This window comes from Burkholderia sp. 22PA0106 (assembly GCF_047497155.1).
In the GTDB taxonomy this organism is placed as follows: Bacteria; Pseudomonadota; Gammaproteobacteria; order Burkholderiales; family Burkholderiaceae; genus Burkholderia.
Genome location: NZ_CP163162.1, coordinates 871,100 through 896,074 on the forward strand (window position 1 = coordinate 871,100; position 24,975 = coordinate 896,074).

The following is a 24,975-nucleotide window of genomic DNA, read 5'->3' on the forward strand; positions in this document are numbered from 1 at the left end:
TTCGCGAAAAAAACGACTGGTCCGAATTAGAGTTATCTGATGCCGGCTATTTAGTAAGTGAAGCTAAACAACATAAAGAAAAGTCTTGCGCACAACAAGGCACGCCCCTGCTGATGCAGGATTGCGTGCTGGTCGATGAATCGCGTCAGAATCTTTCTTTATTTGTTTTGTTATGGGGCTGCTTTCGTCTTGCCAATTCAGATTGAATTGGATTCAAACATGGTACCTTTGTTTTTGCCGAGAATGCTCAAGAATTGAATGTGGTTTCATTTCGTGACATTTAATCGAAACTAACGGCGCGGTAATGTTCAATTCGGTAAAACGACGTTCATTTCCCGCAACAGCGAATCGGCATGATCGAGGTGATGCATCACCCACAGCATGTAGCGGATGTCGACGTGAATCGCGCGAGTGGCGGCCGGGTCCAGCAGCCAGCCCGAACTGACGCCTTCCCACGCGCTGTCGAATACCAGCCCCACCAGCTTGCCGTCGCGGTCGAGCGTGGGCGAGCCCGAGTTGCCTCCGGCGATGTCGACATCGGAGAGGAAATCCACCGGGAGTGGGTTCGCGTCGGGGCCGGCCAGGCCGTCGAACGCATGCGCACGGATGGCGGCGAGTTCGGCGGCCGGGGCATTGAACGGCTCGATCCCGGTGGTTTTCTGCACGATGCCGTCGGTGGTGGTGAATGGCGCGTAGTCGACCGCGTCGCGTGGCCGGTAGCCGCGCACCACGCCGAAGCTCACGCGCAGCGAGGCGTTGGCGTCGTGGTAAACCGGCAGCCCGTGTGCATCGCCGTACGCCGTCAATGCCTTCATGTAGCCGGCGCGCGCGGTGGCGTCGTCGCTGTCGGCGGCCTGTTCCGCATGTTCGACGGCGATCAGGTCCGGCATCAGCGCACGCATCAGCACGATCCAGCTGTCGTGGCTTGCCGCGAGTTGATCGGGGGTGGCCGACATCGCCGCGATGCGGCTTGATTCGTCGGTCAGCGTGCTGCCGGCGTACAACGCCTCCACCTTGCTCGCCAGCGCGGCGGCGTCGCTCGCGCCGTCGAGCCAGCGATCGAGCGCGGGCAGATGCTGATCGGCCGGCAGCGTCACATAGCGTTGCAGCACGTAGGCCAGCAATTGCCGATCGACGGCCGGATCGTAGCGGCGGTCGATGCTCCGTTGTTGATCGAGCAGGTTCGCCTCGTCGCGCTGCCGGAAGCCGTCCTCGCGTTCGGTGTCGGGTTTTTGCCGTTCCGCCGCCAGCCGCACGATCCGATACGACGCCTGATACAGCTGCGTCTGTTGCAGCAGATGGAGAATCAGATGCCGCTCGCGATAGGCGCGGTGCGCCTGCACGAGCCGTGTCAGCGTATCGACCTTGGCTTGCAGTGCCGGGCCGTCGAGCCGGCCGCCGGCCGGTTGCTGCGCAAGCCAGCGGCGCAGGTCGGTTTCCTGCGCGCGACGTATCGCAAGCGCGTCGCCGCGAATCAGCTCGTCGCGCGCGCCCCGATAGAACTTGATCGAATTGTCGAAGTGCGCGACCTGGTGCGCGTACGCCACCGCGACGGCCGGCCTGCGCTGCCCGGCGTCGTCGACGATGCGGTTCATGTCGCCGAGCGTGCGGATCAGCGCGGGGTATTGCCAATCGATCGCGTCGCCGAGTTCTTCGGGCAGCCGGTGGCGATCCGTGCGCTTCGGATAGCCGGCGGTCATCACGAAATCGCCGGCCTTCACGCCTTGCGGGTTCAGCGTCAGCCAGTGCTTCGGGCGATACGGCACGTTGTCCTTGGCATAGGTCGCGCTGCTGCCGTCGCGGCCCACGTAGGCGCGCAGGAAGCTGAAATCGCCGGTGTGGCGCGGCCACATCCAGTTGTCGACTTCGCCGCCGAACTTGCCGATCGATTGGGGCGGCGCGTACACGAGCCGCACGTCGCGCAATTCCCTTTGGCGTACCAACTGATAGTCGTAGCCGCCGCTGAAGGTTTGCACGACGCACTGATAGCCGGGCGTGGTGCAGTCGCGTTCGAGCCGATCCTTCTCGTTGCGGATCGCGACATAACGCCGATAGCCGTCGCTGCCGGGCGGTACCGCGGCTTCGATGCGGTCGGTCACGTCGGTCACCTGCTCGGTGACGTAAACATGCTGCGTGGGCGCGGCCGCCAATTCGTCGGCCTGCGTGCGGGCCAGGAAGCCGCGCTCGATCAGGTTGCGTTGCGGCGTGGAGTTGTATTGCAGCGCGCCGTAGCCGCAGTGATGATTGGTGACGATCAGGCCGTCGGGCGAGACGAACGAGGCCGTGCAGGCGCCGAGCCAGACCACGGCGTCGAGCGGCCACGCTTGCAGCGAGGCGAGTTGCCGGGGATCGAGCGCGAGCCCGCGCTGCTTCAATTGCGGCGCGAGCGACGGCAATTGAGCGGCTTGCCACATGCCTTCATCGGCACGCGACACGGTGGCGGCCAGCATCGACAGCGCGACGAACAGCGAGCCGTGCGCGCACGACGGTTTGAAACGCATCATCATCCCCGTATCGATACCGGCTGGGTGGCGTGGGGCCCGGCCGGCCCGCACGCGCGGTTGCCGGGCGGCGGCGGACGAGAAAAGCGCGGAGATGAGCGCGTTCAATGGGTGCGGACGAGCAGGTCGGCGGTGACGTCGTCGCAGGTGCACGTGCCGAGCATCGCCATGTCCCGGTCGACCTCGTCACGCAGCAGGCGAATCGCGTGTGCCACGCCCGCTTCGCCGGCCACCGCCGAGGCGTAATTGAACGGCCGCCCGACGAACACGAGCCGGGCACCGAGCGCCAGCGCCTTGAGCACGTCGGCGCCGCGGCGAAACCCGCCGTCGATCATCACGGGGTAGTCGCGGCCCACGGCGCCGACCGTTTCGGCCAGGATGCGCATCGGCGACACCGCGCCATCGAGTTGCCGCCCGCCGTGATTCGACAAAATGATGCCGTCGGCGCCGGCCGCGCGCGCGGCCACCGCGTCGGCCACGCTCAGAATGCCCTTGATGACGAGTTCGCCACGCCACTCGTTGCGGATTCGCTCGAGATACCGCCAGTCGAGGTGATCGCGCGCCGAGAAATCGCGCAGCACATGCGCGGACACAATGGGCGCGCCGCGCGTGGCGAACGAATTTTCGAAATGCGGCATGCCGTGCGCCAGCAGCGTGCGGGCGAAGGTGCCGGCCAGCCAGCGCGGCCGCACGATGCCGTCACGGAACAAGCGCAGGCTCGGACGCAATGGCGTCGAAAATCCGGTTTTGACATGGTTCTCGCGATTCGCCGGCACGGGGATGTCGACCGTGACGACCAGCGTGCGATAGCCGGCGCGGGCCACGCGTTCAAGCAGCGGCGTGATCCGGCTCGCATCGCCGGGCAGGTAGGCCTGGAACCAGGTATCGGGCGCGGCGGCCGCCACGTCTTCGAGCGGGATCAGCGACGAGCCGCTCAGGACCGACGGGATGCCGGCCCGTTGCGCGGCCCTGGCCAGCACGATGTCGCCGCGATAGGCCGACAGCGCGTGAATGCCCATCGGCGCGATGCCGAACGGCGAGGCGTAGCGGCGGCCGAACAGCTCGACGCCCTGATGGCGGCCGGAAACGTTGCGCAGCACGCGTGTCACGAAGCCGTGCTGCTCGAACGCGATGCGATTGTCGGTGCAAGAACGATTGTCTTCCGTGCCGCCGCTGACATAGCCGAAGATCGGGCGCGGCAGCACGCGGCGCGCGGCCGCTTCGAAGTCGTGAAGATTCTGAATGCGCCGCAGAACGCGCGGAGGCCGGGCCGCGCGAGCGGGGGCAGGGCTTTCGTGATCGATGGGCGAGGCAACCGTATTCATCGCAATGCACGTTCAACAGGACTCCATGATTCTAGGTAGGCGGGGGTCCGATAAAAAGCGATAATCCGCCAACACGTTCGTTCGAAAAAAGCGAAGGAAATGGCCACCCCGACTCTCAAGCAACTGGACGCGTTCTATTGGGCCGCAACCTGCGAGAACTTCACGACCGCCGCGCAGCGGTTGCACCTGTCGGTGTCCTCATTGTCGAAGCGCATCAACGAACTGGAGCAGGTGGTCGGGGTCAGCCTGTTCGATCGCAGCGGCCATCGCGCCGTGTTGACCGGCGAGGGCGAGAAGCTGATCCCGGGCGTGTTGCGCGTGCTCGAATCGGTCGCCGCCTTGCAGAACACGATCGCGCACGACGAGGGGCTGACGGGGCGCATGCGGTTCGGTGTCGGCGAGCTGTCGGCGATGACATGGTTGCCGCGCTTTATCGCGACGGTGCAGCAACATCATCCGAAGCTCGCGATCGAACCTCATGTGGACGTGGGCGCGATCCTGGAAGAGAAAGTCGATATCGGGGAACTGGATTTCGCTGTGATCGCAGGGCGATCGTCGCGCAGCAGCGTGCTGTCGCAACCGGTTGGCGAAGCGCAGTTCGCATGGATGGCCGCCGAGCGTCTGGTCGGAGCGCAGCGCAAGCTGACATCCTCATTGATTTCTCAGCACGCGCTCGTGATCCTGCCGTCGGGCTCCGGCATCACGCGCATTCTCGATGATTGGTTATTGGCGCGCGGCATCAATCACGCGCGCCGGTTGCCGTGCAACAGCTGGAGCGCGGTGGCCGGCATGTTGCGCGAAGGCGTGGGCATCGGCTTCCTGCCGGTCAGCTGGGCGGCCAGCCCGTGGGGCGACGAACTCGTGCCGCTGGAAAGCGATCCGCCGCTGGCGCCGCTTCAATATGCGTTCCAATGGCGGCGCGGCGACGTGCGTGGGCTCATTCCGGCGATGCTGGCGCTGGTGCGGCAGCGCGTGGATTTTCACTGATCCGGTTTGCCATCCAGCAACTCGATCAAACCGGACGGCGCGTGCTCCCCGGTGCAACGATCGAGCGTGTCGTGTGCCTGCACCGCCACGGCCTCGCTGCGCACGAACATCGCCGTTTCGTAAGAGGCCAGCGCCGCGTCGAGATCGTCAGGATGCCGGACGATCGCCGCCGCGAGTTCGGCGCCGTCGAGCATCGCCAGGTTCGCCCCGTCGCCCGATGGCGGCATCAGGTGCGCGGCGTCGCCGAGCAAGGTCACGCCGGGCACGCGCGGCCAGCGCAGGCCCACCGGCAGCGCGTGCAGCAGGCGGGGCGTCAGCTCCGAATCGGCTGCCGTGATCAGCGCGGTGAGCACCGGCGACCAGCCTTCGAATTCGGCCGCGACCGTTGCGATCGCAGCGGCTTTATCCGTGAAATCGATGGCGGCCATCCATTCGGTGCTTTTCCTCAGTTGTACGTAGGTGTGCAGCACGCCGTTCGCTTCGCGATGCGTGAACAGCCCCTTGTCGGGAACGGACGCGATCATCGCGCCGGCGCCCACCGCCCGAGCCGTGGCGGCATGGTGTCGATCCACATCGTACAGATAGGTTTCGACGATGCTCTCGCCCACATAGGCCGGTTTCACGTCGGTCAGGCAGGCGCGTACCTTCGACCAGGCGCCGTCGGCGCCCACCAGCAACGCGGCGCGGGCCGTCGTGCCGTCCGCGAACGCGAGCTGGCGTTCGCCGCCCTGGAGGGCCGAGATGCCCGTGAGCTTCTTGCCCCAGCGCACCGCGCCGCGCGGCAGCGATGCCAGCAGCACGCGGCGCAGATCGCCGCGCAGCACTTCCGGCCGCCGGCCCTGGCCATCGTCGGGTTGGTCGAGCAGCACCTTGCCCTGCGGATCGAGCACGCGCATGGCCTCCGCGCCCTTGTGCACGATCGCCCAGAACTCTGGTAGCAGGCCGGCGGCGGCCAGCGCGCGTTGCCCGTCGGGTTCGTGAATGTCGAGCTGGCCGCCTTGCGTGCGTGTATCGGCCGACGGATCGGCTTCGTGGACGGTAGCGGCGATGCCGTGCCGGTGCAGCACGCGAGCGAGGATCAGGCCGCCCAGGCCCGCCCCGATGATGGCAATCGATGGGTTCATTCGGATTCCATGACAATTCGACGCTTGCCGCGACCACGGCAATTCTCTGGAACGTCGTTCCATGATACTGTGGAACATTGTTCCAGTGGTCGTCAAGTCAATGATGAAAAAGAAAGACAGTGCCGGATCACGCCGGGAGGCCTCGCTATCGCGCGAGCGCATCGTGGAAGCATCGATCGAACTGCTCGACGCGCATGGCGAGCGCGGTTTGACGTTCCGCGTGCTGGCCGAGCGGCTGGCCACGGGGCCGGGGGCGATCTACTGGCATGTGGAGAACAAGAGCGAATTGCTGACCGCCGCGTGCGACGCGGTGGTGGCGCGCACGATCGAGGCCACGGCCGGCGCGGCCACGCCGGCCGACGTGATCCGCCAGTTGGCGCTGGCCTTGTTCGATACGTTCGACCGGCACCCGTGGGTCGGCTCGGCGCTCACGGATGCGCCGGGGCAGTTGCCGACGGTGCGCATTTTCGAGCGCATCGGCCAGCAGGTGCGCGCGCTCGGCGTTGCGCCCGGTTCGCAGTGGATGGTGGCGTCGGCGCTGTTCAGCTATATCGTCGGCATCAGCGGGCAGAATGCCGCGAACGCCGAGATGGCGCGCGAACAGGGCTTCGATCGCGTCACGCTGTTGTCCGAGATGGCGGCCGCCTGGTCGCAACTCGATTCGGATGCCTATCCGTTCGTGCGCAGCATGGCGCCAGGATTGAGCGGGCACGACGACCGGGCCGATTTCATGGCCGGCATCGATCTGATCCTCGGCGGGTTGGGTGCCGCCGCGCCGGCCACTGGCGCCGGGAAGGCGAAAGCGCGCCGCTGAAGCGCGCATCGGTCCGGCGCACAAACCTGCGCCGTCGCGGTGGATATTTGATCGATATGACACGATGTGTCATATAATCCACGAAGAGTCACCCGACGATTCGGGCGCCATCCACCGGGGTTCTGATGAAAATTCATTTCGTTGTCCATGAAGCATTCGAAGCGCCCGGCGCTTACGAAACCTGGGTCGTCACGCGCGGTCATACGGCGCGTTATTCGCGCGTCTATCTGGGCGAACCGCTGCCGCAGGACGTTCGGAACATCGATCTGCTGGTCGTGCTCGGCGGCCCGCAATCGCCGTCCACCACCCAGGCCGAGTGCCCGCATTTCGACGCCGAGGCCGAGAAGGCGCTGATCCTCGCCTGTACGCAAGCGGGCAAGGCGGTGGTGGGTGTGTGCCTCGGTGCGCAGTTGATGGGCGAGGCGTTCGGCGCGGCCTGCATCGCCAGCCCCGAGAAGGAGATCGGCAAGTATCCGATCACGCTGACGCCCGAAGGCCGCGCGAACCCCAAGTTCGCGCACTTCGGCGACACGCTGGCGGTGGGCCATTGGCACAGCGACATGCCCGGCCTGACCGAGACGGCGGCGGTGCTGGCGGCCAGCGAGGGCTGCCCGCGCCAGATCATCGAGTATGGCCGGCTCGCTTACGGCTTCCAATGCCACATGGAATTCACGCGCAGCGTGGTGGAGCTGCTGATCGCCGCCACGGGCGACGCGTTCGACGCGCTGGCGGCGCACCGCTTCGTTCAGCAACCGGCGCAACTGCGCGCCAACGACTACGACGCGATGAACGACACGCTGTTCGGATTCCTCGACAAATTGGCCGAGGACTATCGCGTGTCGTCGCGTTCGGCGGCCTGAGCCGGTCGATTCCCGCGCGCGGTGGCGAACCGCGCAACCCCGCCTTCGGCATTGCCGAGCCGGTATTGGTGCGGCGTCTCGCCGGCGATGCCGCGGAACATGTTGATGAAGACGGACGGCGAGGCGTAGCCCAGCTCCGACGCGATCCGTTTGACGGACTGCCCCGCATCGAGCCGCGCGAGCGCGCGCATGAAGCGGATGCGCTGCTGCCATTCGCCCAGGCCGATGCCGAGATCGGCGAGGCAGCGCCGTTCGAGCGTGCGCTCCGTCACGTTGAAGTGCGCGGCGAGCCACCGGGTCGTCAGCCGCTTGCCCGGCTCCGAATCTATCCGTTGCAGCACGGCCTGCATCAAGTCGGACGACGGCGGCGGCAGATACGCATCCACATGCGTCGAGGCACGGATCTCGTCGAGCGCGACCTGCGCCATGCGCTGTTGCGCGGCCGTTTCCGGCACGCGCACGTCGATGGTCGAGAACGTGTCGAGGATCGCGCGCAGCACCGGGCTGACCGTCATCGCGCAGGCCTGCGCGGGCAGCGCCGACGAGATGTCCTTCGACAGATAGACGGATCGATAGGACACCGGCATCTCGTTGACCGAAAAATGCTCGACGTCCGGCGGAATCCACACGGCGTAGTGGGGCGGCGAGAGAAACGTCCGGCCTGCTATTTCCAGGCGCATCACGCCGCGCGTCAGGTAGTTGAATTGCCCCCAGTCGTGCGCATGCGCATCCCAGATGTCGGGTTCGAGCGCGAGGTGGCGGAAATACAGCCCTTGGGAGAGATCGACGGAGGTGGGGATGGCGACTTTCGGCGGCATGTCGGCTTTTCGCAATCGAATGTCGGGAAACAGGGATATGCCGATAGTACGACAGTCCCTAGAATCGGCGCACCCGACACTCCGATAAATGACCTTCGATGAACTATCTTTTTCCGTTGCTCGCCGCCGTGCTCTGGGGCGGAAACACCGTCGTGACGAAGTTTTGCGCGGCGTCGCTGTCTCCATTCGAAATCAGTTTCTATCGATGGCTGCTGGCCGTCGTCGCGCTGACGCCGTTCGTGCTGCCCGGCGTGCTCGGCAACTGGCGCGCGATTCGCCCCGCGCTCGGCAAGGTGGTGGTGCTCGGCCTGCTGGGCGGCGTGGTGTATCAGGCGATCGCCTATATCGCCGCGCATTACACCAGCGCCACCAACATGGGCATCATCCAGGCGCTGGTGCCGTTGATCGGGCTGGTGCTGGCGATGGCGTTCCTGCGCCACAAGACCGATGCGGCGGCGTTGTGCGGGCTGGCCGTATCGATCGTCGGCGTGCTGCTGGTGGTGACGAAGGGCTCGCCCGGCGTGCTGCTGCGGCAAGGCATCAATCGCGGCGACGCGCTGATGCTGGTGGGCGTGTGCGGCTTCGCGCTGTACGGCACCTTGCTGCACAAATGGAAGCTGAACGTACCCGCCATGCAGTCGGTGTATCTGCAGGCGGTGGTATCGACCGTGGTGTTCGTGCCGCTGTTCGTGGCCGGGCCGAAGCACGACGTGACGGGCATGGACGGGTTCTACATCGCGTACGCGGGCCTGGGCGCGTCGATCGCGGCGCCGCTGTTGTGGATGCTGGGCACGTCGCGGCTGGGGGCGGCGCGCGTGTCGCTGTTCTTCAACCTGGTGCCGATCGTCACGGCCTTGCTGGCCGCCGTGTTTCTCGGCGAGGCGATCACCTGGGCCGTTGCGATCGGCGGCGCGCTGGCCATCGCGGGCGTGGTCATGGCGGAATTGACGAAGCTCGCGCGCGTGCCGGCGCAAGGCGCGCCGCAGGGGCAGCGCGGGTAATGGGCGGCTGATGAGCGGCGTCAGCCACGCCGCGGCTTGAGGAGGCTTTTCTCTTCGCCCAGTAGTATCCAGCCGGCATCGACGGCATGACGCGGGTTGTCCTCGTGCAGCCACCAAGTGCCGCACACCGCGCATTGATAGTAGGAGACGTTGATCGGCGCCTTGAACAGTGCGCGAAACCGCTTGCGAGGCCCCTTCGGCAACAGGTCGGCGTGAGGGGTGCCGTGGGGACCGGCGCGATGCAATGTTTCGCATGCCTGACAGCGCATGACTTCGGGGGGATTGTCACGGGTGTGACGCATTCGACGGCAACCTGCCTTTAAGCTTGAAAGCTGATTTTCATCGAATAGTAACGTATTACGGGATGCGAAACGATCGATGAAATCGTTTCCGGAAGAATAAAAACGATTCCGCCGCATCGAAGCGGGCCGGGTTGCCATGTCGATGCGATGTTCCGCAGTCGCAAGCGCGCAACATCGGCCGCGTTGCAATGACGCGAGCCGGGCCGCGCATTCGGTGCGCCGGGCGTTGCGTCCGGACCGGCCGGTTTCTGCTTGTCTGCCAGGCCCGGCAAGGCTTCCGGCGTCATGAGAGAAGAACGGCGACAAGGCTGCCGCCACGCCGGACGATAAGTCCGCGGCCCGACTCTATCGCCCCCCGCTTCAAGAAATCGTTAAGCCCGTGCATAGCCGAAATCGCGATAAGCATTCGGGGAATCCTGCTTTGGCGCGTGCAGGCCGGGCCGTAAGCTCGCCTCCCTGACAAAAACGATGCCGCTTCGGCCCACTCCATGACCACGCTCCTTACGCTCCGTTCACGGCTGCGCGTCGTCGCGCGCGGCGCGGCTGTCGCCGCGACGCTGTTCGCCTCGCTGCACGCCTCGGCCGACACCACGCTGCTCAACGTGTCCTACGACCCGACGCGCGAGCTGTACGCCGCCTACGACAAGCTGTTCTCCGCCTGGTATCAGCAGACGGCGCACACGGCCGTGACGGTGCGCACCACCAACGGCGGCTCGGGCGCGCAGGCGCGTCAGGTGCTGAACGGTCAGCAGGCCGACGTGGTCACGCTCGGCATCGCCTCCGACATCGACGCGCTGGCGGCCCACAAGCTGCTGCGCCCCGACTGGCAAAAGCAGCTCGCGAATCGCAGCACGCCCTACACGTCGACTATCGTGTTCCTGGTGCGGGCCGGCAACCCGAAGGGCATTCACGACTGGAACGACCTGGCGCGGCCGGGCGTGGGCGTCGTCACGCCGAACCCGAAGACGTCGAGCGGCGCGCGCTGGAACTACCTGGCGGCCTGGGCCTACGCGATCCAGCAGCCGGGCGGCAACGAGGCCAGCGCGAAGGCGTTCGAGAAGGCGCTGTACCAGAACGTGAAGGTGCTCGATTCGGGCGCGCGCGGCGCGACCAACTCGTTCGTCGAGCGCGGCATCGGCGACGTGCTGGTGGCCTGGGAAGACGACGCGCTGCTGGCCGTCAACAAGCTGGCGCCCGGCAAGTACCAGGTGGTGGTGCCGTCGATCAGCATCCGCTGCGAGCCGCCCGTGGCGGTGGTCGATTCGGTGGTGGACCGCCGCGGCACGCGCGCCGTCGCGCAGGCCTACCTCGAACATCTGTACTCGCCGCAAGCGCAGGCGCTGATTGCCCAGAACTACTATCGTCCGGCCGACCCGGCGGTGGCGGCCCGCTTCGCCAAGAGCTTCCCGGCGATCAAGCTGGTGGACATCGACGACCCGATGTTCGGCGGCTGGCACGACGCGCAGGCCAAGCATTTCGGCGACGGCGGCGTGTTCGACCAGATCTTCCAGCCGAAGTAGGTCATGACGGCCCGTTCCCTCTCGTCCTGGCCGCGCGCGTGGCGGCGGCCCAGCCCGCTGCCGGGCTTCGGCCTCGGGCTCGGCTATGCGCTGTGCTGGCTCGGCGTGATCGTGCTGCTGCCGTTCTCGGTGCTGTTGCTGCGTGCCGGCGCGGGCGGCTGGAGCGGCTTCGCGGCGGCGGTCTGGACGCCGCGCCTGCTCGCGTCGTACCGGCTGACGTTCGGCACCGCGTTCGTCGCGGCCGCGATCAACGCGCTGTTCGGCTTCGTGGTGGCGTGGATGCTGACGCGCTACCGGTTTCCGGGCCGGCGCTGGCTCGATGCATTGATCGACCTGCCGTTCGCACTGCCCACCTCCGTGGCGGGCATCACGCTGGCGATGCTGTTCGGCCCGAACGGCGCGATCGGCGGCTGGTTCGCCGCGCACGGCGTGGAGCTGGCGTTCAACGCCAACGGCATCGTGATCGCGCTGGCCTTCGTCGGCCTGCCGTTCGTGGTGCGCACGTTGCAGCCCGTGATCGAGGAGATGGGCCGCGAGGAAGAGGAGGCGGCCGGCATGCTCGGCGCGTCGCGGGTGGCGACGTTCCGGCGCGTGATCTGGCCGGCGCTGCGGCCCGCGTTGCTGACGGGCTTCGGCCTGGCGTTCGCGCGCGGCGTGGGCGAATACGGATCGGTGATCTTCATCGCCGGCAACCGGCCGTTCGTGTCCGAAATCACGTCGTTGCTGGTGGTCACCAAGCTGGAGCAGTTCGACTTCGACGGCGCGGCATCGATCGCGGTCGCGATGCTGGCGGTATCGTTCGCCGTCCTGATGGCCATCAACCTGCTGCAACGCAGGCTGGAGCCGCGTTCGGGCGGCCGGAGGCGCACCGCATGAGCAGCCTGCCATCGCAGCCGGCCCCGGCTTCCCCACAGGGCTTGCCGGCCACGCGTTCGGCGCGCGTGGGCAGCGCCGCGCTGACCACCGAGCCGCCGTGGCTGCGGCGCCTGATCATCGCAACCGGCGTGCTGTTTCTCTCGGTGCTGCTGATTTTTCCGGTCGCGTCGATCTTCATCGCCGCGTTCAGCGCCGGGCTGCGGGCCTTCCTCGATGCGGTGCGCGACCCCGACGCGATCTCGGCGATCCGCCTGACCTGCCTCGTGGCGTTGATCTCGGTGCCGCTCAACACGGTGTTCGGTTTCGCCGTGGCGTGGGTGGTGGCGCGCTTCGACTTCGTCGGCAAGAGCCTGCTGAAGACCGTGATCGACCTGCCGTTCTCGGTGTCGCCGGTGATCGCCGGGCTGCTGTTCATGCTGGTGTTCGGCGCGCAGGGGCCGTTCTGGGGCTGGCTGCAGGATCATCACGTCGATATCGTGTTCGCGCTGCCGGGCCTCGTGCTGGCCACCACGTTCGTGACGTTTTCGTTCGTCGCGCGCGAGCTGATTCCGCTGATGGAGGCGCAGGGCTCGGACGAGGAGGAGGCCGCGCTGGTGCTCGGCGCGTCGGCGTTCCAGATGTTCTGGCGCGTGACGCTGCCGCGCGTGCGCTGGGGCCTGCTGTATGGCGTGGTGATCACCAATGCGCGGGCGATGGGCGAGTTCGGCGCGGTGTCGGTGGTGTCGGGGCATGTGCCCGGCGTGACCAACACGTTGCCGCTTTACGTGCAGGTGATGTACGACGGCTACCAGTTCGCGGGCGCGTTCGCGGCGGCCAGCCTGCTGGCGCTCGCCGCGATGGCGACGCTGGCGTTCAAGAGCCTGCTGGAGCGGCGGCTGCGCCGCCACTGAGCCGGCTCAGGCACGCATCACTTGTCGACGGTCTGCTGGAACTGCGCGGGATAGCGGTCGCCCGCGATCTTGACGGCGGCCAGCGCGGTTTCGATGGCGGCCAGGTCGTCCGGGGTCAGCACGACCTGCGCGGCGCCGAGGTTTTCTTCGAGCCGCGCCATTTTCGTGGTGCCCGGAATCGGCACGATCCACGGCTTTTGCGCGAGCAGCCAGGCCAGGGCGATTTGCGCGCGCGTCGCGCCGTGCTCGTTCGCGATGGCGCCGAGCACGTCCACCAGTTGCGCGTTGGCGCGGCGGTTCTCTTCCGAGAAGCGCGGCACGACGTTGCGGAAGTCGTTCTGGGCGAAGGTGGTGCCCGCATCGATCGCGCCGGTCAGGAAGCCCTTGCCGAGCGGGCTGAACGGCACGAAGCCGATGCCCAGCTCCTCGAGCGTCGCGAACAGCTTCTGCTCGGGCTCGCGCCACCACAGCGAATACTCGCTCTGGATCGCGGCCACCGGCTGCACGGCGTGGGCGCGGCGAATGGTTTGCGCGCCGGCTTCGGACAAGCCGAAATGCTTGACCTTGCCTTCGGCGATCAGGTCCTTCACGGTGCCGGCCACGTCCTCGATGGGCACGTTCGGATCCACGCGGTGCTGATAGAACAGATCGATGCGGTCCGTGTTCAGACGCTTCAAGGCGGCTTCGGCCACGGCGCGGATGTTTGCCGGGCGGCTGTCCAGGCCGGTGGCCACTTCGCCGTTCCTGAACCCGAACTTGGTTGCAATCGCAACCTGATCGCGAAACGGCGCGAGCGCCTCGCCGAGCAGGGTTTCGTTGACGAACGGGCCGTAGGCTTCGGCGGTGTCGAAAAACGTGACGCCGCGCTCGAAGGCATCGTGGATCAGCGCGATGCTCGCGGCTTTTTCGGTGGCCGGCCCGTAGCCGAAGCTCAAGCCCATGCAGCCGAGGCCGATCGCGGATACGGTCAGGCCGCTGTTGCCGAGTTGACGTGATTGCATGTGGTTCTCCTGAATGCGGGCGATGGGGCGGGCGCCGTCATCGAATTGATCAGGAGGACAGTGTATTTTCTGGAGCCGCGCTCAACAATCCGCCTGAAGCGGCATGAGGCTTTGAGAAAAACTCATGAATGCGGGGATTCGGGCTCGGCGTGCCCGGCCGGCTTGCCGCGATCGTTCGCGAGCAGGCCGGCATAGAAATCGATGAACGCGCGCACCTTCGACGAGACGGTTTTCTTGCGTGGATAAACGGCCCAGACAGCCGGCGCGGCGTTTTTCAGGCGGGCTTCCCATCCCGGCAGCAGCGCGACCAGCCGGCCGTCGTCGAGCGCCTGCTTGCAGGCCCAGGCCGGCAGCAAGGCGATGCCGCAGCCGTGAATCGCGAGGTCGAACAGCGCATCGGTATCGTTGACGCGCAGCCGGCCCTTGAGCGTCACGGGCACGGCCGGCACGGTTCGAGCCGCCCGCGTGTCGACGAACAGCCAGCGGTCGTCGGCCGCCAGCGCGAAGCGCAGCACCGTGTGGCGCGCGAGTTCGGCCGGGCCGGACGGCTCGCCGTGCTCGGCGAGATAGGCCGGGCTCGCGCAGGCAACACGGCGGTGGGACGTCAGTTGCCGCGCCATCAGTTCCGAATCGGGCAGCGCGCCGATGCGGATCGCCAGATCGAAGCCGGCATCGACCAGGTTGACGATCTCGTCGCGCATGTCGATATCCACGTCGATCTTCGGGAAGCGGGCCATGAACGCCGGCAGGTGCGGCACGATGTGCCGGCGGCCGAACGCGGCCGGCATCGTGATGCGCAACACGCCGCGTGGCGAGCGGTTCAGCGAGGACGTGACCTCGCGGGCTTCGTCGAGGCTGCGGATCACGCCGCTCGCCTGCTGGCGGAACACGCGCCCGCCTTCGGTCAGCACCAGGCCGCGCGTGGAGCGGTTGAACAGCGCGATGCCGAGGTCGTGTTCCAGTTCGGTGATGTGACGCGACACGGTGGACGTCTTCACGCCGAGGCGCGCGGCGGCCTGGCTGAAGCTGCCGTATTCCGCGGCGTGGAGAAACGACCGGATGCCGGCGAAATAATCCATGAGGGAAGCGGGAGCAGGGCGGGTTCGGGAGGCCGGGGAAGGCCCGGCGCCTGGCCGATTGTAGGCGAAACCGGCAGGCCCGGTTATCCCTTTCATGCAAAGCTGATGTCCCCTTTGCGCCATTCCGGCCACGCGGCGGCGTGCCTACAGTGATGTCGTGGCTTCGCACCGGGCGAAGCCCTTCGATGAATCGCTCAGGAGGACATCATGTTGGACAAGACGAGATTACCGGCGCTGCCAGCGGACGACGATGCAATCGTTCGGGATGCACAGTATTTCGAGTACACGTCGTCCGCGAACCCGATCGGCGCGAAGCTGATTTCGCGCGTGCCGTATCGCACGTTCCCCTCGTCGCTGTACGACGACGGCCCGACGCGGATCGTGCCGCTCGATCTCTCGGCCGAGCTGGCTTGCGAGGTGCCGGCGACCGGCCCGAGCCTGCTGGGCCATTTCGTGCGCATCGTGGCCGGCGAGACGATCGCGGTGAACCCGAACGCGACGTCGCAGGTGTTCTACGTGCTGGAGGGATCGGGCACGGTCTCGCAGGAACACACGGCGTTTGCATTCGGCGCGGGGGATTTCTTTGCGATGCCGGGCGGCAGCGCGGTGACGTTGGCCGCCGATTCGACGGCGCGCCTGTATTACGTGAACGATGGCCCGCTGCTCGCCTACCTGGGCGCGGCCGTCTCGCAGCAGCGCTTCGCGCCCACGCTCTACCCGGCGGCCACCGCTCGCGACGAACTGGAGAAGGTGGCCGGCTTGCCGGGCGCGGCCCAGCGCAATCGCGTCAGCGTGTTGCTCGGCAATCGGCATTTCCCGCAAACGCGCACCGTGACGCACACGATGTGGGCGATGTTCGGCATCGTGCCGGCGAAGGCCGTGCAGAAGCCGCACCGTCATCAGTCGATCGCGCTCGACTTCATCCCGGCCTGCGAGCCGGGCGTCTATACGCTGGTGGGCACCGAAGTGGATGACAACGGCCAGATCGTCGACCCGGTGCGCGTGGATTGGACGCCCGGCATGGCGTTCGTCACGCCGCCCGGGTACTGGCACGCGCACTACAACGAATCGGATGCGCCGGCCTTCGTCATCCCGTTGCAGGACGCAGGCCTGCAGACCTACCTGCGCGCGCTGGACATTCGCTTCGCGCGCTGACCCACGACGGCCCGGCCATGCGGTGTGCTTGCCCGGCCGGGCGCGCGGTCAGGCGGTCGCCGCCCGCACGGGCTGGCCGCCTCGCGCCGGCTGCCCGTTCGCCACGAAGTAGCTGGCGGTGGAGCGCGCAAGCGGCTGGCGCCCGCGAATCCGGTCGGCGATCTTCTCGGCAATCATGATGGTCGGCGCGTTCAGGTTGCCGGTGGTGATGATCGGCATGATCGATGCGTCCACCACGCGCAGGCCGTCGAGGCCGTGCACGCGGCCTTCGTTGTCGACCACGGCCATGTCGTCGTAGCCCATCTTGTTCGAGCAGGACGGATGGAACGCCGTTTCGGCACGCTGGCGCACGAAGGCATCGAGTTCGGCATCGCTCTGGAGTTTCGCGCCGGGGTGCAGCTCGTCGCCCCGGAAGCGGTCGAGCGCGGGCTGCCGCATGATCTCGCGCGTGGCGCGGATGCCGTCGCGGAACTCGCGCCAGTCGAGCGCGTGCGACATGTAGTTGAACAGAATGCTCGGATGCGCGTTCGGATCGCGCGAGGTCAGCTTCACGCGGCCTCGGCTCGGCGAGCGCATCGAGCCGACGTGCGCCTGGAAGCCGTGCATCTCGATCGCGTTCGAGCCGTTGTAATTGATCGCGACCGGTAGAAAGTGGTACTGAATATTCGGCCAGAGGTCGTCGTCGCGGGTGCGGATGAAACCGCCCGCCTCGAAGTGATTGCTTGCGCCGATGCCGGTGCCCTTCAGCATCCATTCGAGGCCGATCTTCGGCTGGTTCCACCATTTCAGCGCGGGGTAGAGCGACACTGGCTCCTTGCAGGCGTACTGGATATACATCTCCAGGTGATCCTGCAGGTTCTGGCCGACGCCGGGCAGATCGAGCACGACGGGAATCTCCAGTTCCTTCAGCCACGCGCTCGGGCCGACGCCCGAGCGTTGCAGCAATTGCGGCGAGGCGATCGCGCCGCTGCACACCAGCACTTCGCGGCGCGCGTGCGCGGTGACGGCCCGGCCGTTGCGCAGGTAGGCCACGCCCGAGGCGCGCTTGCCGGAGAACAGGATCCGGTCGGCCAGCGCGTGCGTGACGATCTCCAGATTCGGGCGCGGGCGCGCCTGATCGAGATAGCCGCGCGCGGTGGAGGCGCGGCGGCCGTTCGGCGTGACGAAACGGTCCATCGGGCCGAAGCCTTCCTGCCGATAGCCGTTCAGGTCCTCGGTGCGCGGGTAGCCGGCCTGCACGCCGGCCTCGACCATCGCCTCGAACAGCGGGTTTGCGCCGGGCTTGCTGGTGGTGACCGACACCGGGCCGTCGCCGCCGTGATAATCGTTGGGGCCGGCGTCGCGCGTCTCGGCCTTGCGGAAGTAGGGCAGGCAGTCGAGATACGTCCAGTTTTCCAGGCCCTGGTGCGTGGCCCAGTTGTCGTAATCGAGCGCATTGCCGCGGATGTAGCACATGCCGTTGATCAGCGACGAACCGCCCAGCCCCTTGCCGCGCCCGCATTCCATGCGGCGGTTGTCCATGTGCGGTTCGGGGTCGGTCTCGTAGGCCCAGTTGTAGCGGCGGCCTTGCAGCGGGAACGCGAGCGCCGCCGGCATCTGCGTGCGGAAATCGAAGCGGTAGTCGGGGCCGCCCGCCTCCAGCAGCAGCACGCTCACGTCGGCGTCCTCGGTCAGCCGCGTGGCCAGCACGTTGCCGGCCGAGCCGGCGCCGCAGATGATGTAGTCGTATTCGCGTGGGGTCATGGCTGGGCTCCTGTCCTCAGAACACCGGGTTGTAGCGGCCGAGTTCGACCTGCACCGATTTGATCCGCGTGTAGTGCTCGAGCGTGGTGATGCCGTTCTCGCGGCCGACGCCCGATTGCTTGTAGCCGCCCACCGGCATTTCGGCCGGCGATTCGCCCCAGGTGTTGATCCAGCAGATGCCGGCTTCGAGGCGGTGGATCGCGCGGTGCGCGCGCGCGAGGTTTTCGGTCACGACGCCGGCCGCGAGGCCGTAATCGGTGGCGTTGGCGCGCGCGATCGCTTCGTCCTCCGTAGCAAAATCGAGGATGCTCATTACCGGCCCGAAGATCTCCTCGCGCACGATGCGCATCTCGTCGCGGCAATCGGCGAACACGGTGGGCGCGACGTACTGGCCGCCGCCGAAGTGGTCGTGCACCAGGCGCTCGCCGCCGGCCAGCAGCTTCGCGCCCTCGGCCTTGCCGCTCTCGATGAAGCCGAGCACCTTGTCGAGTTGCGCGGCGCTGACGAGCGGGCCGAAGTTGGTGGCCGGATCGGACGGCTTGCCGATGCGAATCCGTGCGACGCGCGTCAGCACGCGTTCGATGAAGGCCTGCTTGATCGAACGATCGACGAACACGCGCGTGCCGTTGGTGCACACCTGCCCGGCGCTGAAGAAGTTGGCGGTGACGGCGATGTCGGCGGCGCGGTCGAGATCGGCGTCGGCGAACACCAGCAGCGGCGACTTGCCGCCGAGCTCCATCGTCACTTCCTTCAGCGAGGACGCGCCCGCCAGCGACATGACCTTCTTGCCGGTTTCCACGCCGCCTGTAAACGACACCTTGGCGATGCCCGGATGCGCCGTCAGCATCGCGCCCACCGCGCCGTTGCCCTGCACCACGTTGAACACGCCGGCCGGCACGCCGGCTTCCGTATAGATTTCGGCGAGCTTCAGTGCCGACAGCGGCGTGATCTCGCTCGGCTTGAAGATCATCGCGTTGCCGGCCGCGAGCGCGGGCGCGCTCTTCCAGCAGGCGATCTGGATCGGGTAGTTCCAGGCGCCGATGCCGGCGCACACGCCGAGCGGCTCGCGCCGCGTATACACGAACGATTCCTCGCGCAGCGGAATTTGCACGCCTTCGACGGCGGTGGCGAGGCCGGCGTAATACTCGATCACGTCCGCGCCGGTGACGATGTCCACGGCCAGCGTTTCGGCGATCGGCTTGCCGGTGTCGCGCATTTCGAGTTCGGCCAGCGCGTCGTTGCGCTCGCGCAGCAAATCCACCGCGCGGCGCAGGATGCGCGAGCGCTGCATCGCCGTCATGGCGGCCCACACGCGCTGGCCTTCGCGCGCCGATTCCACGGCGCGATCCACGTCGGCCGTGCTGGCCTGCTGCACCGTGGCGAGATGCTCGCCAGTGGCCGGGTCGTAGGTCTCGAAGCTGGCGCCGCCGGTGGCGTCCACGTATTCGCCGCCGATGTAAAGCTTCTGCAGTCCGTAAATCGTCTTGGAAGTCATGACGTTCTCCTAATCGATGGTGGCGCCTGCCGCCACGTCGCGAGGCGCGAGCTGCAGGTCGATGTAATCGTTGGCGAGCCGCTGGGCGGTTCGGGTGTCGATCGGGCCGCCGGCCAGCGCGCCGCGCAGCCACAGCCCGTCGATCAAGGCGGCCAGGCCCAGCGCCGCGAGCCGGGCGTTGGCGCGCGGCAGCGCCTTCGCGAATTCGGCGCACAGGTTCGAATGAAGCCGCCGCGTGTTCACGCGCTGGAGCCGGCCGAGCGCCGGCGCATGCATGCTCTGCGACCAGAACGCGAGCCAGGTCTTCATCACGGGCGCGCTGAGCTGCGTGTCGTCGAAGTTGGCGGCCACGATCGCGCGCAACCGGGCGCGCGGCTCGCGGTGCGCCGCGATGCGCCGGCGCGTGGTGGCGAGCCAGAGGTCGCGCAGCACATGGCGCATGGTCGCTTCGAGCAGGCTGTCCTTGTCGCCGAAGTAATGGCTGACGATGCCGGTCGAGATGTTCGCGCGCTGCGCCACCGAGGCGAGCGTGGTGCCGGGCAGGCCGGCCTCGTCGATCGTGCGCAAGGTCGCGTCGATCAACTGCGCGCGCCGCACTTCCCGCATTCCGAGCTTGGGCATGGCGAAGGGCCGGGGGAGGAAAAGAGCGCAGGTTACCGGTTTTTTATTGAACGTTCAATCAACAAAAAACTGCCGAAGCCGACGAAAAACAGGGTCGTGGGCGCGCTCGGGCATGAGATGAAAGAATTACCGGTGGTTGTGTATGCATCGGTCGGCATTACGTAGCGTTGGCGAATAAAACAAAATGAATGCGGGCCGTAAAACAGTGAATTATGTTTAAAGCGTTTCAAGCTGCCAATTTTTTCGTATTCAAATGGATATTGAATCGGAATATGGGGTGGGATTGGCGGCCTGCGACGCCTAAGCGGCAGGGCGGCGAGCCGAGCGCGCGTAGCGCATGGTCTCGTTGCTGTTCTGCAACAAATCTCATACACCATTGATAACGAAGAGATTTTGTTGTTGGGTCGATAACGATGTGCTGCACCTGACATATTTGACAGGGCGCTATGGTCGGCTATACCACAGAAAATATGACGCAGGCATGAAAGCCGTTTTTCGATGAGGATTTAAGAAACAATTTTTCATGAACCATGCGTATCGGATAGGCAATTATTCAAGAGGGAAATTAATCCGAATTGGTTGAATTTTTATGGTTTCGCGTATTAGTATTCATACCCATGAAGCAGCTCCGTTCGACAGGTTCAGGCAGTGTTCCTGCCGCATCGATCGGCAATAACGACAGCGTCTGAAGTCATTGTTACGAGACGCCGGGGGCCACGAGGTTGTCGCACGGAGCCAAATCCGTGTCGCACCGATGGCGGCCGCATCGTCCCTAGGCGATGCGGGACCCTGGCACAGGGGAAGGTAGCCGCCGCGGGTCGTCGTCTCGTGGTCCGGTTACGGGGAGCGTTCGCGGAAGCGGGCGCGTATCGTTTTTGACTGCCGGTCCTTGCCGGAGCACGCCATGCCTATCGAGAAACAGGTCGTCCCACTGCCGAACGGCTTGAAAATCCACGTCGAGCACCATGTCTACGATCCGTCGTTCGAGACGGTCATCCTGATCAACGGCGCGCTGGCGACCACCGCCTCGTTCGGCCAGACGGTGCGTTATCTCGGCGAGCGGCTCAACTCGATCTGTTTCGACCTGCCCTACGCGGGGCAGTCGCGCCAGCACAACCCCGGCCAGTTCGTGCTCACCAAGGACGACGAAGTGGACATCCTGCTGCACCTGAGCGAGCGCTTCCGCCCGTCGTATCTGCTGTCGGTGTCGTGGGGCGGGGTGGCGTCGCTGTTCGCGCTGTCGCGCGGCTGCACGAGCGTGCGCCGCGCGGTGGTGGCCTCGTTCTCGCCGTTCCTCAACGACGCGATGGTCGATTACGTGACGCGCGCGCGCGACCACATCGCGGCCGGCGAGAACCTGCACGCGGCGCAACTGCTGAACGACACCGTCGGCCGCTATCTGCCGCGCATCATGAAGCTCTACAACTACCGCTACCTGACCAAGCTGCCGCGCGACGAGCAGGATCAGGTGGCCTTCCACGTGAACCAGATCCTCGAGATGCGCCCCGAGCAGTATCTCGACGAATTCACACGGATCGGCTGCGGCGTCAAGTTCATCAATGGCGAACTCGACGAATACACCACGCCGGGCGACGTGCGCCGCCTCGGCAGCTATGTGCGCCGCGCCGAGTTCGAGACGATCCGCAAGGCCGGCCACTTCCTCGATCTCGAAGGGCGCCAGCAGCAGGAACATGTGCGCGACGCGATCCTCGGCTACTTCTGCGAAGAGCGCGGCGCCACCGCTCCGGACGGCTCGTTCGACACGCTCGCGCCCATGCCGGTGCTGTCGTAATCCACGGCCGGCCCGGCCGCCGCGCCACCGCCGCGCGCGCAGCCCGGCCGGCTTCCTGAGCGCACCGGAAGCGGTCACGCAGAGGCGGTAACGATGTCGAAGATGATCATCACGGCGATCGGGTCGGCGGGGGATGTGTACCCGCTGCTCGGCGTGGGACGCGCGCTCGCGGACCGCGGGCACCGCGTCGTGTTCTGTACTCACCCGCAGTTCGAGGCGCCCGCGCTGCGCTGCGGTTTCGAGTTCGTGCCGATCGGCACCGCGCAGGAATACGCCGATGCGATGGCGAACCCGGCGCTGTGGGATTCGCGTACGTCGTTTCGCACGCTGTGGGCGGTGATCGCACCGTCGTTGCGCCCGCACTTTGTAAAGTTGTCCGAACTGATCGACGACGACACGGTGCTGGTCGGCACGCTCTGGGCATTTTCCGCACGGCTGTTGCAGGAACGCGACGGCGTGCGTTATGTGTCGGTTCAAGTGTCGCCGTCCACGCTGCTGTCGGCGCATGCGCCGCCCACCCATCAACGCCTGACGATTCCCGGCTGGCTGCCGCTCTGGTTCAAGGCCGGCCTGATGACGCTGATCGAGCGCGGCGTGCTCGACAAGGTATGCGGGCCGCAACTGAACGCGCTGCGCGCCGAACTGGGGCTGGCCCCCGCGCGCCGTATCCTCGGCCGCTGGCTGCATTCCACCGACGGCGTGCTGTGCCTGTTTCCCGACTGGTTCGCCGCGCCGCAGCCCGATTGGCCGGCCCATCATCGGCTGGCCGGCTTCCCGTTGTTCAACGATATCGATGCGCACGCGCCCGATCCCGAACTCGACGCATTCCTCGACGCGGGCGCGCCGCCCGTGGTGTTTACCGCCGGCTCGACTCTTGTCGACGGCGCGGGCTTCGCCGACGCAGTGGGCGAGGCGATGCGCGCGACCGGCGTGCGCGGCGTCCTGATCACGCCCGACACGGCGCGCCGCGACGGCGAGCCGGATGCGTCGCGCCTGATCAAGCGCCGTTACGTGCCGCTGCGCGAGTTGCTGCCGCGCGCCCGCGCGCTGGTGCATCACGGCGGCATCGGCACGGCGTCGCTGGCTTACGAGGCGGGGCTGCCGCAAGTGGTGATGCCGTCCGCGCACGATCAGTTCGACAACGCGCAACGCGTGGCCGACAGCGGCTGTGGCGTGCGGCTCGACGCGCCGGTGGACGGCGCGCAACTGGCCGATGCGCTCGCACGCGTGCTGGGCGACACCGCGATGGTGGAGCGTTGCGCGACCGTGCGGGCCGCGATGGCCGGGGCGGCCGACGGCTGCGTGCTGGCCGCGCGCATCATCGAGGATTGCGTGGCGCCGGCCGCCGGCCGCGCCGCCACCGGGCGCGCCGCGCCGGCCGCCGGGCTGCCGGCATCGCAGGCGTCTCGCGCATGAGCGACACGCAGTACGCAAACCTGGCGAACCCGGCGTCCGGCGGCCCCGAAACACCCGCGACGCGCAACGACGGCAGCGCGGTTCCCCCCGGCGCGACCGAGGGCGGCGGCACGCCATCCGCCGACGCCGCGCCGCCGATGCGCGGCGCGCGTCTCGCGCTGCTGACGTTCGCGCTGTCGCTCGCCACCTTTATCGAGGTGCTCGATTCGACCGTCACCAACGTGGCGGTGCCGTCGATCTCGGGCAGCCTCGGCGTGTCGAACAGCCAGGGCACCTGGGTCATCAGCTCGTACTCGGTGGCGGCGGCGATCGCCGTGCCGCTGACGGGCTGGCTCGCGAAACGCGTGGGCGAGCGGCGCCTGTTCGTCACCTCGATCGTGCTGTTCACGCTGACCTCCATGCTGTGCGGCCTGGCCAACGACCTGCATGTGCTGGTGGTGTGCCGTGCGTTGCAGGGCTTGTGCTCGGGGCCGATGGTGCCGCTTTCGCAAACCATCCTGATGCGCGCATTCCCGAAGGACAAGCGCACGCTGGCGCTCGCGCTCTGGGCCATGACGGTGCTGCTTGCGCCGATCCTCGGCCCGGTGGTGGGCGGCTGGATCGTCAGCAATTATTCGTGGCCGTGGATTTTCCTGATCAACCTGCCGATCGGGCTGTTCTCGTTTACCGTCTGCATGACGCTGCTGAAGCCCGCTCGCGAAGGCGGCCAGGCCGGGCCGATCGACGTGGTGGGCATCGCGTTGCTGGTGGTGGGCGTGGGCGCGTTGCAGGCGATGCTCGACCTCGGCCACGATCGCGGCTGGTTCGGCTCGCCGCTGATCTGCACGCTGGCGATCGTGGCGGCGCTGGCGATCATTTCGCTGCTGATCTGGGAGCGTGGCGAGAGCCACCCGGCGGTGGACCTGAGCCTGTTTCGCGATCGCACGTTTTCGTTCTGTGTCCTGATCATCTCGCTCGGCATGATGGCGTTCTCGGTGGTGGGCGTGGTGTTCCCGCTCTGGCTGCAGACCGTGATGGGCTACAACGCGTTCCATTCGGGGCTGGCCGCCGCGCCGCTCGGCGTGCTCGCGTTCGTGTTCTCGATCCTGGTGGGGCTCTATTCGAGCCGCTTCGACGCGCGCGTGCTGGCCACCTTCGGCTTTCTCGTGTTCGCCTGCGTGCAATGGAACAACGCGCACTTCACGCTGAACATGACGTTTGTGCAGATCATCACGCCGGGGCTGATCCAGGGCATGGGCCTGCCGTGCTTCTTCATTCCGCTGACGGCGGCCACGCTGTCGCGCATTCCCGACGACAAGCTGGCGGCCGCATCGAGCCTGTCGAACTTCCTGCGCACGCTGTCGGCCGCGTTCGGCACCGCGATGAGCGTGACGCTGTGGGAGAACCGCGCGACCTATCACTACGACATCGTTTCGCAGGCCGTAACGAAATCCGACGGCAACACGCAGCGCTATATCGATGCGCTGCACGCCACCGGCGTTACCGGCACGCGCGAACTGTTGTCGATCAGCAACGTGGTGCACAAGCAGGCCTACATGATGGCGACCGGCGACATGTATTTCATGGCGAGCATGACCTGCCTGACGCTGGCCTGCATGATGTGGCTGACGCGCCCGAAGCGCGGCGCGGCCATGACGATCGGACACTGAGGCAGG

At 66.7% G+C, this 24,975-nt stretch carries 21 protein-coding genes; 11 read left to right on the forward strand and 10 right to left on the reverse strand.

The genetic code is table 11. The annotated features are described in order from the left end of the window. Positions 1-308: 308 nt before the first annotated feature. Positions 309-2,504 (reverse strand): S46 family peptidase, encoded by a 2,196-nt coding sequence (locus AB4850_RS03800; protein WP_414441274.1) that lies wholly within the window; start codon positions 2,502-2,504, stop codon positions 309-311. A gap of 101 nt (positions 2,505-2,605) precedes the next feature. Next, the gene (locus AB4850_RS03805; RefSeq protein WP_414441275.1) at positions 2,606-3,826 is read right to left on the reverse strand and encodes an alpha-hydroxy acid oxidase; all 1,221 of its coding nucleotides are present in this window, start codon (positions 3,824-3,826) and stop codon (positions 2,606-2,608) included. A 99-nt stretch (positions 3,827-3,925) separates the two neighbouring features. Here AB4850_RS03805 and AB4850_RS03810 point away from each other — a divergent pair, with 99 nt between their 5' ends. Then, entirely contained in the window at positions 3,926-4,813 is an 888-nt protein-coding gene (locus AB4850_RS03810; RefSeq protein ID WP_414441276.1) for a LysR family transcriptional regulator, read from the forward strand. Here AB4850_RS03810 and AB4850_RS03815 read toward each other — a convergent pair. Then, positions 4,807-5,937 (reverse strand): FAD-dependent oxidoreductase, encoded by a 1,131-nt coding sequence (locus AB4850_RS03815; protein ID WP_414441277.1) that lies wholly within the window; start codon positions 5,935-5,937, stop codon positions 4,807-4,809. The two genes, AB4850_RS03810 and AB4850_RS03815, sit on opposite strands and share 7 nt — an antisense overlap. A gap of 163 nt (positions 5,938-6,100) precedes the next feature. Here AB4850_RS03815 and AB4850_RS03820 point away from each other — a divergent pair, with 163 nt between their 5' ends. Next, complete coding sequence (locus AB4850_RS03820; protein WP_414441278.1) at positions 6,101-6,751, forward strand: TetR/AcrR family transcriptional regulator; 651 nt, start codon at positions 6,101-6,103, stop codon at positions 6,749-6,751. 125 nt (positions 6,752-6,876) lie between these two features. After that, a complete protein-coding gene (locus AB4850_RS03825; RefSeq protein WP_414441279.1) occupies positions 6,877-7,611 on the forward strand; it encodes a type 1 glutamine amidotransferase in 735 nt (244 codons plus the stop codon). Here the strand turns inward: AB4850_RS03825 and AB4850_RS03830 are convergent. Then, positions 7,581-8,429 (reverse strand): AraC family transcriptional regulator, encoded by an 849-nt coding sequence (locus AB4850_RS03830; protein WP_414441280.1) that lies wholly within the window; start codon positions 8,427-8,429, stop codon positions 7,581-7,583. The two genes, AB4850_RS03825 and AB4850_RS03830, sit on opposite strands and share 31 nt — an antisense overlap. A 98-nt stretch (positions 8,430-8,527) precedes the next feature. Between AB4850_RS03830 and AB4850_RS03835 the strand changes: the two genes are divergently transcribed. Further along, positions 8,528-9,430 (forward strand): DMT family transporter, encoded by a 903-nt coding sequence (locus tag AB4850_RS03835; RefSeq protein WP_414441281.1) that lies wholly within the window; start codon positions 8,528-8,530, stop codon positions 9,428-9,430. Positions 9,431-9,450: 20 nt separating this feature from the next. Here AB4850_RS03835 and AB4850_RS03840 read toward each other — a convergent pair whose 3' ends face one another. Beyond that, positions 9,451-10,038 (reverse strand): hypothetical protein, encoded by a 588-nt coding sequence (locus AB4850_RS03840; RefSeq protein WP_414441282.1) that lies wholly within the window; start codon positions 10,036-10,038, stop codon positions 9,451-9,453. Positions 10,039-10,220: 182 nt separating this feature from the next. Between AB4850_RS03840 and AB4850_RS03845 the strand changes: the two genes are divergently transcribed. The 3 genes from AB4850_RS03845 to cysW are packed head-to-tail and all read left to right on the forward strand — an operon-like array spanning position 10,221 to position 13,018. Beyond that, positions 10,221-11,252 (forward strand): sulfate ABC transporter substrate-binding protein, encoded by a 1,032-nt coding sequence (locus AB4850_RS03845; RefSeq protein ID WP_414441283.1) that lies wholly within the window; start codon positions 10,221-10,223, stop codon positions 11,250-11,252. A 3-nt stretch (positions 11,253-11,255) separates the two neighbouring features. Then, on the forward strand, positions 11,256-12,128 hold the full coding sequence (gene cysT, locus AB4850_RS03850) for a sulfate ABC transporter permease subunit CysT (RefSeq protein ID WP_414441284.1): 873 nt from the start codon (positions 11,256-11,258) through the stop codon (positions 12,126-12,128). Beyond that, entirely contained in the window at positions 12,125-13,018 is an 894-nt protein-coding gene (cysW, locus tag AB4850_RS03855; RefSeq protein WP_414441285.1) for a sulfate ABC transporter permease subunit CysW, read from the forward strand. The genes cysT and cysW overlap by 4 nt, the downstream gene beginning before the upstream one ends. A 17-nt stretch (positions 13,019-13,035) precedes the next feature. Here the strand turns inward: cysW and AB4850_RS03860 are convergent, their stop codons facing one another. Continuing rightward, positions 13,036-14,019, reverse strand: coding sequence for an aldo/keto reductase (locus AB4850_RS03860; RefSeq protein ID WP_414441286.1), 984 nt, complete (start codon positions 14,017-14,019; stop codon positions 13,036-13,038). A 122-nt stretch (positions 14,020-14,141) separates the two neighbouring features. Further along, a complete protein-coding gene (locus tag AB4850_RS03865) occupies positions 14,142-15,098 on the reverse strand; it encodes a LysR substrate-binding domain-containing protein (RefSeq protein ID WP_414441287.1) in 957 nt (318 codons plus the stop codon). 207 nt (positions 15,099-15,305) lie between these two features. Between AB4850_RS03865 and AB4850_RS03870 the strand changes: the two genes are divergently transcribed. Beyond that, positions 15,306-16,253 (forward strand): cupin, encoded by a 948-nt coding sequence (locus AB4850_RS03870; protein ID WP_414441288.1) that lies wholly within the window; start codon positions 15,306-15,308, stop codon positions 16,251-16,253. A 48-nt stretch (positions 16,254-16,301) separates the two neighbouring features. On the opposite strand, the gene betA is transcribed toward AB4850_RS03870, so the two are convergent. From betA to betI, 3 genes are read right to left on the reverse strand one after another with little or no spacing between them, the layout of a single operon-like run. Continuing rightward, positions 16,302-17,996, reverse strand: a complete 1,695-nt coding sequence (gene betA, locus AB4850_RS03875; RefSeq protein WP_414441289.1) for a choline dehydrogenase — start codon at positions 17,994-17,996, stop codon at positions 16,302-16,304. Positions 17,997-18,012: 16 nt separating this feature from the next. Continuing rightward, positions 18,013-19,491 carry a betaine-aldehyde dehydrogenase gene (gene betB, locus AB4850_RS03880; protein ID WP_414441290.1) on the reverse strand — a complete coding sequence of 493 codons (1,479 nt, stop codon included), beginning with the start codon at positions 19,489-19,491 and terminating at the stop codon, positions 18,013-18,015. 9 nt (positions 19,492-19,500) lie between these two features. After that, positions 19,501-20,112, reverse strand: coding sequence for a transcriptional regulator BetI (betI, locus tag AB4850_RS03885; protein ID WP_414441291.1), 612 nt, complete (start codon positions 20,110-20,112; stop codon positions 19,501-19,503). 904 nt (positions 20,113-21,016) lie between these two features. On the opposite strand from betI, the gene AB4850_RS03890 reads away from it, so the two are divergent. From AB4850_RS03890 to AB4850_RS03900, 3 genes are all read left to right on the forward strand, one after another. Then, positions 21,017-21,904 (forward strand): alpha/beta fold hydrolase, encoded by an 888-nt coding sequence (locus AB4850_RS03890; RefSeq protein ID WP_414441292.1) that lies wholly within the window; start codon positions 21,017-21,019, stop codon positions 21,902-21,904. Positions 21,905-21,997: 93 nt separating this feature from the next. After that, a complete protein-coding gene (locus AB4850_RS03895) occupies positions 21,998-23,320 on the forward strand; it encodes a glycosyltransferase (protein WP_414441293.1) in 1,323 nt (440 codons plus the stop codon). A 137-nt stretch (positions 23,321-23,457) separates the two neighbouring features. After that, positions 23,458-24,969 carry a DHA2 family efflux MFS transporter permease subunit gene (locus AB4850_RS03900; RefSeq protein WP_414441952.1) on the forward strand — a complete coding sequence of 504 codons (1,512 nt, stop codon included), beginning with the start codon at positions 23,458-23,460 and terminating at the stop codon, positions 24,967-24,969. The last annotated feature ends 6 nt before the right edge of the window (positions 24,970-24,975 follow it).

What these genes read in the sequence shown, in the direction of transcription:
- AB4850_RS03865 (WP_414441287.1), bottom strand. Translation starts at nt 15,098, where the DNA reads ATGGATTATTTCGCCGGCATCCGGTCGTTTCTCCACGCCGCGGAATAC.
- AB4850_RS03810 (WP_414441276.1), top strand. Translation starts at nt 3,926, where the DNA reads ATGGCCACCCCGACTCTCAAGCAACTGGACGCGTTCTATTGGGCCGCA.
- AB4850_RS03800 (WP_414441274.1), bottom strand. Translation starts at nt 2,504, where the DNA reads ATGATGCGTTTCAAACCGTCGTGCGCGCACGGCTCGCTGTTCGTCGCG.
- cysW (WP_414441285.1), top strand. Translation starts at nt 12,125, where the DNA reads ATGAGCAGCCTGCCATCGCAGCCGGCCCCGGCTTCCCCACAGGGCTTG.
- AB4850_RS03825 (WP_414441279.1), top strand. Translation starts at nt 6,877, where the DNA reads ATGAAAATTCATTTCGTTGTCCATGAAGCATTCGAAGCGCCCGGCGCT.
- betB (WP_414441290.1), bottom strand. Translation starts at nt 19,491, where the DNA reads ATGACTTCCAAGACGATTTACGGACTGCAGAAGCTTTACATCGGCGGC.
- betI (WP_414441291.1), bottom strand. Translation starts at nt 20,112, where the DNA reads ATGCCCAAGCTCGGAATGCGGGAAGTGCGGCGCGCGCAGTTGATCGAC.
- AB4850_RS03895 (WP_414441293.1), top strand. Translation starts at nt 21,998, where the DNA reads ATGTCGAAGATGATCATCACGGCGATCGGGTCGGCGGGGGATGTGTAC.
- AB4850_RS03835 (WP_414441281.1), top strand. Translation starts at nt 8,528, where the DNA reads ATGAACTATCTTTTTCCGTTGCTCGCCGCCGTGCTCTGGGGCGGAAAC.
- AB4850_RS03830 (WP_414441280.1), bottom strand. Translation starts at nt 8,429, where the DNA reads ATGCCGCCGAAAGTCGCCATCCCCACCTCCGTCGATCTCTCCCAAGGG.
- AB4850_RS03805 (WP_414441275.1), bottom strand. Translation starts at nt 3,826, where the DNA reads ATGAATACGGTTGCCTCGCCCATCGATCACGAAAGCCCTGCCCCCGCT.
- AB4850_RS03890 (WP_414441292.1), top strand. Translation starts at nt 21,017, where the DNA reads ATGCCTATCGAGAAACAGGTCGTCCCACTGCCGAACGGCTTGAAAATC.
- AB4850_RS03870 (WP_414441288.1), top strand. Translation starts at nt 15,306, where the DNA reads ATGTTGGACAAGACGAGATTACCGGCGCTGCCAGCGGACGACGATGCA.
- AB4850_RS03900 (WP_414441952.1), top strand. Translation starts at nt 23,458, where the DNA reads ATGCGCGGCGCGCGTCTCGCGCTGCTGACGTTCGCGCTGTCGCTCGCC.
- betA (WP_414441289.1), bottom strand. Translation starts at nt 17,996, where the DNA reads ATGACCCCACGCGAATACGACTACATCATCTGCGGCGCCGGCTCGGCC.
- cysT (WP_414441284.1), top strand. Translation starts at nt 11,256, where the DNA reads ATGACGGCCCGTTCCCTCTCGTCCTGGCCGCGCGCGTGGCGGCGGCCC.
- AB4850_RS03860 (WP_414441286.1), bottom strand. Translation starts at nt 14,019, where the DNA reads ATGCAATCACGTCAACTCGGCAACAGCGGCCTGACCGTATCCGCGATC.
- AB4850_RS03815 (WP_414441277.1), bottom strand. Translation starts at nt 5,937, where the DNA reads ATGAACCCATCGATTGCCATCATCGGGGCGGGCCTGGGCGGCCTGATC.
- AB4850_RS03845 (WP_414441283.1), top strand. Translation starts at nt 10,221, where the DNA reads ATGACCACGCTCCTTACGCTCCGTTCACGGCTGCGCGTCGTCGCGCGC.